Raw genomic sequence first — 8,056 nt, 5'->3', positions numbered from 1 at the left:
AACAGGTAGAGGGGAAACAATTGAAATTCAGGACTCGACGGATGCTTGCTGGACCGATGCTGGCGACGGCGCTCACCGTGCTTGCGCTCTCCACGACACCAATAACAGCGTCCGCTGCGCCGGCCTCTCTGGATCCAGATCCGTTCTACTCACAAACCGAAGCCACAACCGGTCCCGTCGGCACACCCATCTCCGTCCGACGAGCCCCTGACCTCTTCATCTTCCCAGGATCCGCAGTCTGGCAGGTGAACTTCAGATCGCTGAACTCGGCAAACAATCCGATCGTCGCCGTCACCACCGTCATAATCCCTCCCAACCACACACCAGACGGCCCGCTGTTGTCGTATCAACACATCGTCAACGCACTGGGCACTGAATGCGCACCGTCACGAGCGCTCTACAGCTCTGACCCCAGGAGCACCTACCGTGAAGCCGTAGCACTGAACATCGCCCTTCAACGCGGCTGGGCAGTTGCGCTTCCTGACCATCTGGGTCCCACCAGCGCGTACGGCGCTGCGCGCCTCGGCGGACAGATCACTCTCGACGGAATCCGCGCTGTGCAGAAGTTGCCCGAACTCGGGCTCACATCCAGTCCCGTCGGAATCGCGGGATACTCGGGCGGCGGTATGGCAACAGCGTGGGCCGCAGCGCTTGCACCGACATATGCCCCTGAAATCAACATCGTCGGCGTTGCCGAAGGCGGTGTACCCATGAACATCACCAAGATGGCAAACGCCCTAGGCCGCGATCCTCACCCGGCATTCGGTCTCGCATTTGCAGCCGCACTGGGTCTCGAACGCGAATACCCGACCGAACTGCCACTGACCAGCCAACTCAACGGTCTAGGACATGCTCTGGCTACAGACTTGACCAACGCCTGCACAACCCAACTCCTCATCACCGGAGCCGGGCGAAGCGCCCTCGACGTAGCGCTGTCGACATCGATGCTGGACAACCCCGACGCCATCAGCGTCATGAACGACAACAGCGTGGAACTCTATCCCGGAGTTCCGACGGCACCGATATACGAATGGCACAGCGCCACAGACAATCTCATTCCGGTCGACTCCGTCGTTGCAACCATGGCCCGATACTGCGCAGCAGGCGCGACCATCCAAAGCGTGTTGGGCCCCAATCTGGATCACCTGACCGTGGGAGCCATCGGGCTGCCTGCCGCGGTCGACTATCTGCAAGACCGATTTGCCGGCCGACCGGCACCGAGTAACTGCTGACATGAGCGTTCCGTGGCCAAATCTCGCTCGCGGTGGCATCGTGAAGTCATGAATGATGCGGACGATACCGGCGCAGCAGCCGAAGGTAACTACAGCCTCGATCCAGACGACCAACTTCAACCAGAAGACACTCTGATCGACCGAGGCGTTGACGACATCCTCGACGAAGGGATTTCGCCGCCTGAGCGTCCCTATGCCCTCGGCGATTCGGAAACGGGGGAGACCCTCGACGAGCGTCTTGCCGAGGAAGAACCCGACCCTGCGGCCAAGCTGGGAGATCCGTTATTCGAGCAAGGTGACGCGGAAGACGCTGTCCGCGAAGCGGAATTCCCACCGGACCGTGAAGTGGGCACACGCCGTGCGGGACGCCTTGTTGCCGAGGACGAAGGGCGATACGAGGACGAGGAAAGCAACTTGGTAGCCGAGGACGTCGGTGTTGATGGAGCGGCCGCCTCTGCGGAGGAAGCTGCGATTCATATCATCGAGGACTAGGTTGTTCGAGGGTTGACGGCTACGGCGACGTCATCACGATTGTGTGGACGTGATTTCCGCCCAGTCGTTTGCTCTCGTACATCGCGGAATCGGCGAGACGATGAAGCGCGTCGATTCCGGCTTCCTCGGCGTCCGAATCCAGCCAACTGCCATTGTGGATCGCGATCCCGATACTTGTAGTCGATCGTGGTTCGACAATCGGTGTATTCATTGCGGGGTGGATTCGCGAGATCAGATCACCGACATCAGAGAGCGGCATGATCTGAACCACGATGAATTCGTCACCGCCGACTCTGGCAATTGCCGCATCTGCTCGCGCCCACGCGGTCAATCGATTTGCCGTTCGAATGATGACGCGATCACCGACATCATGTCCGAAAGTGTCGTTGAATTGCTTGAAATTGTCGATGTCGATGACAACCACCAATAGTGACTGGCCGATGCCGGACTTGGATCGAATCAGCTCCGCTGTACGACGAGCAAGACCGCGGCGATTGAGAAGATCTGTCAGGGGATCGAGCTCCGACCCTTGGGCGTCGTTACTCAGAAGGATCAATGCAATCTGCGTCAGGAACGGAACAACGCTGATGACGCTCACCGCAAAGAGAATTCGCCCAAAGGTATCGAAGAATGTCGTCGGTTCTTCGGTGAAAACACCGCAGCATGCTGCGACGACGATTGTGATCGAAAACAGCAGGTGAACCAGGTGAGCACGCATGTTGTGGAAGAAAGCGATATACGTGCCCATCAGCCCGAACACCAGTGATCCGAGAAGTCGCTGATCAAGATCCGCTTCGGTGAGCACGATAATGGCGATCGACACATCGCTCGCGATGACAAATTGAAGCGAACGGTTTCTGGTAGTCGTGAATACCGGGTATGCCAATCCGCCTATCAGCGCGAGTACACCGATCATCATGTCAAGCGGAATGCTGCTTAGTTGATCGGATGCCGTTCCCAGTCGTTTTCCCACAACGGTGACTCCCATGGAAAAGACCATGAGGCCGATAAGTATTCGTGTGGCCTCGAGGAATCCGTTGCCACGAAGCAAACGGGTAAATCGATCAAACTGGTCAGGCATAGCAAGCCAGCGTTCGACCACTTCACGTATGGGGTTCACTGAGGACGTAAGCCTCGCGAACTCGTGAGCGGAAATTCGGGCATGCTGACAAGTTTAGTCGGTTATCGAATTTCTTAGAGCTTTCTGATCACCCACCAGAAAAGCTCAATATGTCACAGTGACGTATTGAGCTGGGGGACGCGGACCCTGGCAGCTGCTGACCACTAGCCGGAATCCCGCCCAGGCCCGTCAGCATGCCTAGGTCTGGGCCAGACGGCGTTGGTTGCCATAGGCCCGTGGGCACGGGGCGTGGCGGCGCCGGCAGATCCGAGTCGGCGACCGATTCCACAGGGCCGCGGCCAGTCGGACGCGCGGATACTGACGGGATGAGTGCGTGTCCGTATAGGCACAGACAGGCATGACGAGAGATTGGGTTCATTCAGGCCATCCGACACATATCCGCAGGTCGGTAATTTGCCGATAATCTACATTATGTCAAGTAGTGGGGATCTGAGCGTCTGAAGGACCTTCCCCCATGGATCAGACGCAGATCGAGCACGACGGTTCTGACACGCTCGTTTCCACATCTCGACCTGGAGTCGACGCAGCAACGACGGATGTTGTAGCGGACTGTCCAGGAGAATCCCGCTGACAGAATCGCCGGCCGGTTGATCTTCGAATATCGCGCGAGCCCATTCCTGAGTTGATGCTCTGGGCTCTGCGCCCTGAGCAAGTGCCGGCACGGCGCCAATTCAAGCAGCCATCGCGGCACCCGGCCCATACGAAACAAACGTCGCACCACCCGGAGCGTGCGCCCCGCGATAGAAGTTAACCGTGTTGTGAACTACGCCGCGCCGGACCTTCAGTGCACGACTACGCGGTTACAGGCGACTAGCTTTGGTACATGGATACGGTCTCGATGATGCTGGGCTCGCCTCGTGGTCGGTTCTTCTGCGCAAATATCGGAAATGCCTGCAGCACGCACGAGTTGGCGTCGCGTTATGGTCTGCACTCCACACTCGGCGACGTTGTTGATGTCCTCGCTAACGTGGACTTCGGAGCCGTTGCCGCACTGTCCGAAATCGAAATTCTCGACCGGTTCGCCTATGCCGTGGATTTTGCACGCTACTGGCAGCCGCCGGACGAAGAGGACATCGTGTTGGTTGTCCCCCAGATTGTCGAGCTTCTCCGACCCATCGCTCATGCAGTCCTGGCGTCACCGCACACTCAGTGGTGGGCCGAGTCCGTCGACCTCGTCAACCAGCGAATGGTTCAGAAATACGAACGTACCGATGACCCAGACGTGACGCCCCTGCACATCCGGAAGTTCGAGGACGGACTGGAGCAGTGGCGAGCGCACACGCTGGACTATGAAGCGACGTTCGTCGAGTATCTGAAAGCGGATCCTGACAGGCAGATCGGCGGTGAATGGTGGTCGATCCCAGCCGCGAACGGGGCTTACGACACCACTCGCGCCCGGGACGTCCTCGGAGCTATCGAGTTGATGCTCGTTGAGGACAGCCCAGGATGGAGTTTCGCTCACGTGTGGCCGGTGAGCATCGACAGAACACCTCGGGTGTACGAGATCTCGAGTCCTGCGGACTGGGCTCACCTCGTCGACACCTATCCCCTCGCTGTACCGGCATCGCGTCGTTCCGTTTGGTACGACACCACGGGCGAGTATCACGACTGGTTCATTCCGGATTGGAGCAAGGTAGTCAACGACTACGACGCAGTTCACCTGAGCATGATCGGGTATCTCACCACTCCGGGTATCACGATTCCTCTGTCCGCCCGCTCAGGTGCCACCGTACTTGCGGGCTGGAATCCCGATACCACATTCTGGCTGAACACCAGTTTTATCACCGTCGACGGCAACATGACCGCCTGGCGCCCGAACTCTGAAAATCTCTGGGAGCCAGTCTAATCGGCTGGTGCCTGCGATCCTCGGGTGACCTCGACCGCGGCACTCATTTTCGTCAAGAACTCGCCTATCGTCGTCAATTGCGTCGGCGAAAAGGATTCCAAGACGTCGGTGGCCTGGCCGATCAGCGGTCCGAAAAACGACCACCCCAGATTCTTGGCGCTATCGGTGACATCGATGATCACGCGTCGACGGTCACTCATGTCTCGTTCTCGAACCACCAGGCCGCGTTGTTCCATACGGTCGATCAATGCTGTTACCGACGCGGAGTTCAAACCCAGTTGCTGACCCAGCCATCCCGGCGTGGCTGGTTGTCCCGCGCGTTCAGCGTCAAGAAGGCTGATCAGCGCGCGCACATCTGTGGAGTGAAGTTGATGCTGCGCTGCGAAGTTCGCACCGAACAGATCCAGCTGCACGACCAACGCCCGCAGTAGGTGCACCATCTCGTGACCGCTGGTAGTCGACTTATTCGTATCGGTCACTTCCACTCCTCCGCTCGACGCGATTAGTTCCATTGTCTATTATCTCGACTATCGAGATAAATGACGATGGAGTTCTCAATGCCTGCATCATCGATCGATCAGTTCGCGGCAACCGATAGCGGTGTGGCCTTCTACGCTGCCTACGATTCGGTACTGTCCACCTGGCCGGACGACACAACTTCTATTGAGATCGAATCCGACTACGGCACAACTCATGTCAACATGTGCGGTCCAAAATCAGGCCCTCCGGTCGTTCTTTTACCCGGCGGTGGAGCAACATCGACCGTGTGGTTTGGCAATGTGACTGCGCTCAGCGGACAGAACAGAGTCCATGCAGTGGATCTGATGGGAGATGTCGGACGCAGCACCGCCCACGGCAAACCGATGAAGACTGTCGATGACCTGCGTGACTGGCTGAAGAGCGTCATAGACGGGCTAGACCTCGACTCCCCCAGCATCATCGGCCACTCGTACGGTGCCATGATCGCGTTGGACTACGCGCTACACAATCCCGACAGAGTGAGTCGGCTCATATTGATCGACCCCAATTCCTGCTTTGCCGGCATGAGGATGCAATACCTGGTGCATGCACTACCAATTCTTTTGCGCCCGAACGAAAAACGGGAACGGACGTTCATCGAATGGGAAACCGGTGGTGCATCGCTGGATGAGGACTGGATGTCACTCCTCACTCTTGGGGCAGCACACTTTCCAAAATCGAAGACGATTGTGCCGAAGCGCCCCGACAGGAAGAAGTTGGCGGGGTTTTCCGTCGACACCACGGTCATCCTGGCGGGACGAAGCAAAGTTCATGACAGCAGCCGAGTTGCGGCTTTGATACGTGCATCGCTCCCCCACGCGAAGACTCTGATTCTCGCTTCGGCGACACACCACGCACTTCCGATGGTGCCGGCACAAGAGCTGAACGCCGCACTGTGCTCCGCACTGGGGCGCTAGTCAGTCAGTGCTTGTGCTCTTTCACCGTGGAACAAGACAGAATATTCGCAGATCGCGGTCCGTACGATCTCGATATCTCGCATAGGCCTCACCGATTGCAACGAACCTTTCGAAGGTGCGCTCTTTCTCCGCGCCTAACAGAGGTGTCGCTTCCACCGGTACATCCACACCGCCAATGGTGACGGTGGCCTGGTTGTTGACCAGCAGGTTGTTCGACCAGGCCGGGTGATGGTCCTGCCCGCAGTTGCTTCCCACGACAAACAGTTGACCGTTTTCGCGGACGTATGTCAGCGGAGTTGTGTGAGGTTGCCCGGTCTTTCGGCCGACTGTCGTCAACAGCAGAAGTGGCAATCCGAGCGGCCCGAGGATCGTGTACCGACTATTACTGCGCTGCAAAATCCACCGATCCAACGGTGTTGCAGTACGAATGAGCCACGATCCGACCTTGCTCGACGCGAAGACGGTGACGGGTTTACGCAGTATCGGCCTATCGTGGCTCCACCTGACGTCAGGAAACGAATCTGCCGGGTGGCTCGGATTGTCGCAATTCTTGTCCACAATCGTTCCTCGGTTCGGAATAATTCGCGCCGCTAGACGCGCTCTCCCCCGGATCCAGCTTCCTCAATTCCATCGCAGCCGATGTTTACGCACAAGGGTTCGTCAAATATGCGAAATCGTGACAAGTCGAACCCTGTTGTCTGTGCTTTGTGCCCGACTTCTTTGTGGTGTGGTGAGGTGCGCGCTCATTTTTATTGCGTTGTTAGGTAATTTGCTGACTACATACATTCGGGAAATTACGTGGTTCCGTCACCGTCCGATATTAGGCAATCGGAATAGAGAGATCAACGACAAGACGCCAATTTTTTAGCGAGCTGTCCTGTTCGATCAGCCAACCTCGATCGAAAACCGCACTATCACATGGGATTTCTCGGAATTGGGCCGACTGCCACTCCCCCCTGAGCGCTGCACGACACTACCTCAATCACTCCCCCAGGCTTGCCGGCGCCCGGTCCACGAGTTCCTCCCCTTCCCCGTGAACCGGCCCGACTACCCTTCAGTTGGCAGGCATCTCCCACGGTGTGTCAGGAAGAACGTGCCCCGTCTCGAGCAGGGACTTGAGGTTGGAGAGAACTGCCGGCCAGCCCCGGGAAATGCTGCTATGCGCTTCCTCGTCGGCAAGGTTTTCATGCACGACGGTGAGGCGAACAATCGAGCCGTACGGTTCGATTGTGTACGTCACCCGGGAGGTAGTGTCCTCGCTGGGATTGTCAGGAGACGCCCATGATGTAACCAGCCGGCTCGGCGCTTCACTTTCGATGACAGTGCCCACGACATCAGCGATACCGGAACCATCGACGCGGCGGTGCTCCCACGAGGATCCGACATTCCAGTCGGAGACGTTCTGGTGCCCCCAATAAGCCGCCGTGAGGTCAGCGTCGGTGAGTGCTCGCCACACCGCTTCCGGTGTGCTCTCGATGTAGGTGACGTATTTGTAGGTGGGCTTGACGGTCATTTCTGCCTCCGCATGTCGTTTGATTGCACTCAGCGCCTGAAGTCGCGAGTGTTCGAAAGTGTCAATCCATCGTTCGCGAATCTCCTCGAGTGGAACAGGATTGAGATAATGACGCTTCTCTCGACCATGGCGCACGTGGCTCACCAGATTTGCCGCCTCGAGCACGGCCAGGTGTTGGGTTGCAGACTGACGTGTCATCGTCACGCGCTCACATAACTCCCCCAGCGTCTGACCATTGTCTTCGCGCAGGCAGTCGAGAAGGAACCTGCGCGTTGGATCAGCCAGTGCTTTGAAAACCAGGTCGGTAGATGACGCCATGGACACATGATATGCAGGCAAATGACTGCATGTCTAGCCTTGTACAACAAACCAATCAGTTCGAATTTTGGCATACAA

8 protein-coding genes are annotated in these 8,056 nt (G+C 57.7%); 4 read left to right on the top strand and 4 right to left on the bottom strand.

The window, feature by feature from the left end; translation table 11 throughout:
* The first annotated feature begins 41 nt into the window (after positions 1–41).
* Together CJ178_RS05545 and CJ178_RS05540 are read left to right on the top strand one after the other, a co-directional pair.
* Positions 42–1,232 (top strand): lipase family protein, encoded by a 1,191-nt coding sequence (locus tag CJ178_RS05545; protein WP_095886310.1) that lies wholly within the window; start codon positions 42–44, stop codon positions 1,230–1,232.
* 48 nt (positions 1,233–1,280) lie between these two features.
* A complete protein-coding gene (locus CJ178_RS05540) occupies positions 1,281–1,724 on the top strand; it encodes a DUF5709 domain-containing protein (protein ID WP_033232036.1) in 444 nt (147 codons plus the stop codon).
* 19 nt (positions 1,725–1,743) lie between these two features.
* On the opposite strand, the gene CJ178_RS05535 is transcribed toward CJ178_RS05540, so the two are convergent.
* The gene (locus CJ178_RS05535) at positions 1,744–2,805 is read right to left on the bottom strand and encodes a GGDEF domain-containing protein (RefSeq protein WP_095886309.1); all 1,062 of its coding nucleotides are present in this window, start codon (positions 2,803–2,805) and stop codon (positions 1,744–1,746) included.
* 883 nt (positions 2,806–3,688) lie between these two features.
* On the opposite strand from CJ178_RS05535, the gene CJ178_RS05525 reads away from it, so the two are divergent.
* The gene (locus tag CJ178_RS05525; RefSeq protein ID WP_095886308.1) at positions 3,689–4,711 is read left to right on the top strand and encodes a hypothetical protein; all 1,023 of its coding nucleotides are present in this window, start codon (positions 3,689–3,691) and stop codon (positions 4,709–4,711) included.
* On the opposite strand, the gene CJ178_RS05520 is transcribed toward CJ178_RS05525, so the two are convergent.
* Positions 4,708–5,151 (bottom strand): MarR family winged helix-turn-helix transcriptional regulator, encoded by a 444-nt coding sequence (locus tag CJ178_RS05520; protein WP_033232226.1) that lies wholly within the window; start codon positions 5,149–5,151, stop codon positions 4,708–4,710. The genes CJ178_RS05525 and CJ178_RS05520 overlap by 4 nt on opposite strands.
* A gap of 117 nt (positions 5,152–5,268) precedes the next feature.
* Between CJ178_RS05520 and CJ178_RS05515 the strand changes: the two genes are divergently transcribed.
* Positions 5,269–6,147, top strand: coding sequence for an alpha/beta fold hydrolase (locus tag CJ178_RS05515; protein ID WP_095887846.1), 879 nt, complete (start codon positions 5,269–5,271; stop codon positions 6,145–6,147).
* A 21-nt stretch (positions 6,148–6,168) separates the two neighbouring features.
* Here the strand turns inward: CJ178_RS05515 and CJ178_RS05510 are convergent, their stop codons facing one another.
* Positions 6,169–6,705 carry a nitroreductase family deazaflavin-dependent oxidoreductase gene (locus tag CJ178_RS05510; protein ID WP_095886307.1) on the bottom strand — a complete coding sequence of 179 codons (537 nt, stop codon included), beginning with the start codon at positions 6,703–6,705 and terminating at the stop codon, positions 6,169–6,171.
* Between the two features lie 496 nt (positions 6,706–7,201).
* Positions 7,202–7,960, bottom strand: coding sequence for an ArsR/SmtB family transcription factor (locus CJ178_RS05505; protein WP_218833744.1), 759 nt, complete (start codon positions 7,958–7,960; stop codon positions 7,202–7,204).
* Positions 7,961–8,056 lie beyond the last annotated feature (96 nt).

The sequence above is a fragment of the Rhodococcus sp. ACPA4 genome, assembly GCF_002300185.1.
Lineage (GTDB): Bacteria > Actinomycetota > Actinomycetes > Mycobacteriales > Mycobacteriaceae > Rhodococcus_F > Rhodococcus_F globerula.
The sequence above is the reverse complement of the archived record's forward strand: the minus strand, read 5'-3'. Positions and strand labels throughout refer to the sequence as shown.

Coding starts and splice junctions, on each gene's coding strand:
- CJ178_RS05545 (WP_095886310.1), top strand. CDS start 42: ATGCTTGCTGGACCGATGCTGGCGACGGCGCTCACCGTGCTTGCGCTC.
- CJ178_RS05540 (WP_033232036.1), top strand. CDS start 1,281: ATGAATGATGCGGACGATACCGGCGCAGCAGCCGAAGGTAACTACAGC.
- CJ178_RS05535 (WP_095886309.1), bottom strand. CDS start 2,805: ATGCCTGACCAGTTTGATCGATTTACCCGTTTGCTTCGTGGCAACGGA.
- CJ178_RS05525 (WP_095886308.1), top strand. CDS start 3,689: ATGGATACGGTCTCGATGATGCTGGGCTCGCCTCGTGGTCGGTTCTTC.
- CJ178_RS05520 (WP_033232226.1), bottom strand. CDS start 5,151: ATGGTGCACCTACTGCGGGCGTTGGTCGTGCAGCTGGATCTGTTCGGT.
- CJ178_RS05515 (WP_095887846.1), top strand. CDS start 5,269: ATGCCTGCATCATCGATCGATCAGTTCGCGGCAACCGATAGCGGTGTG.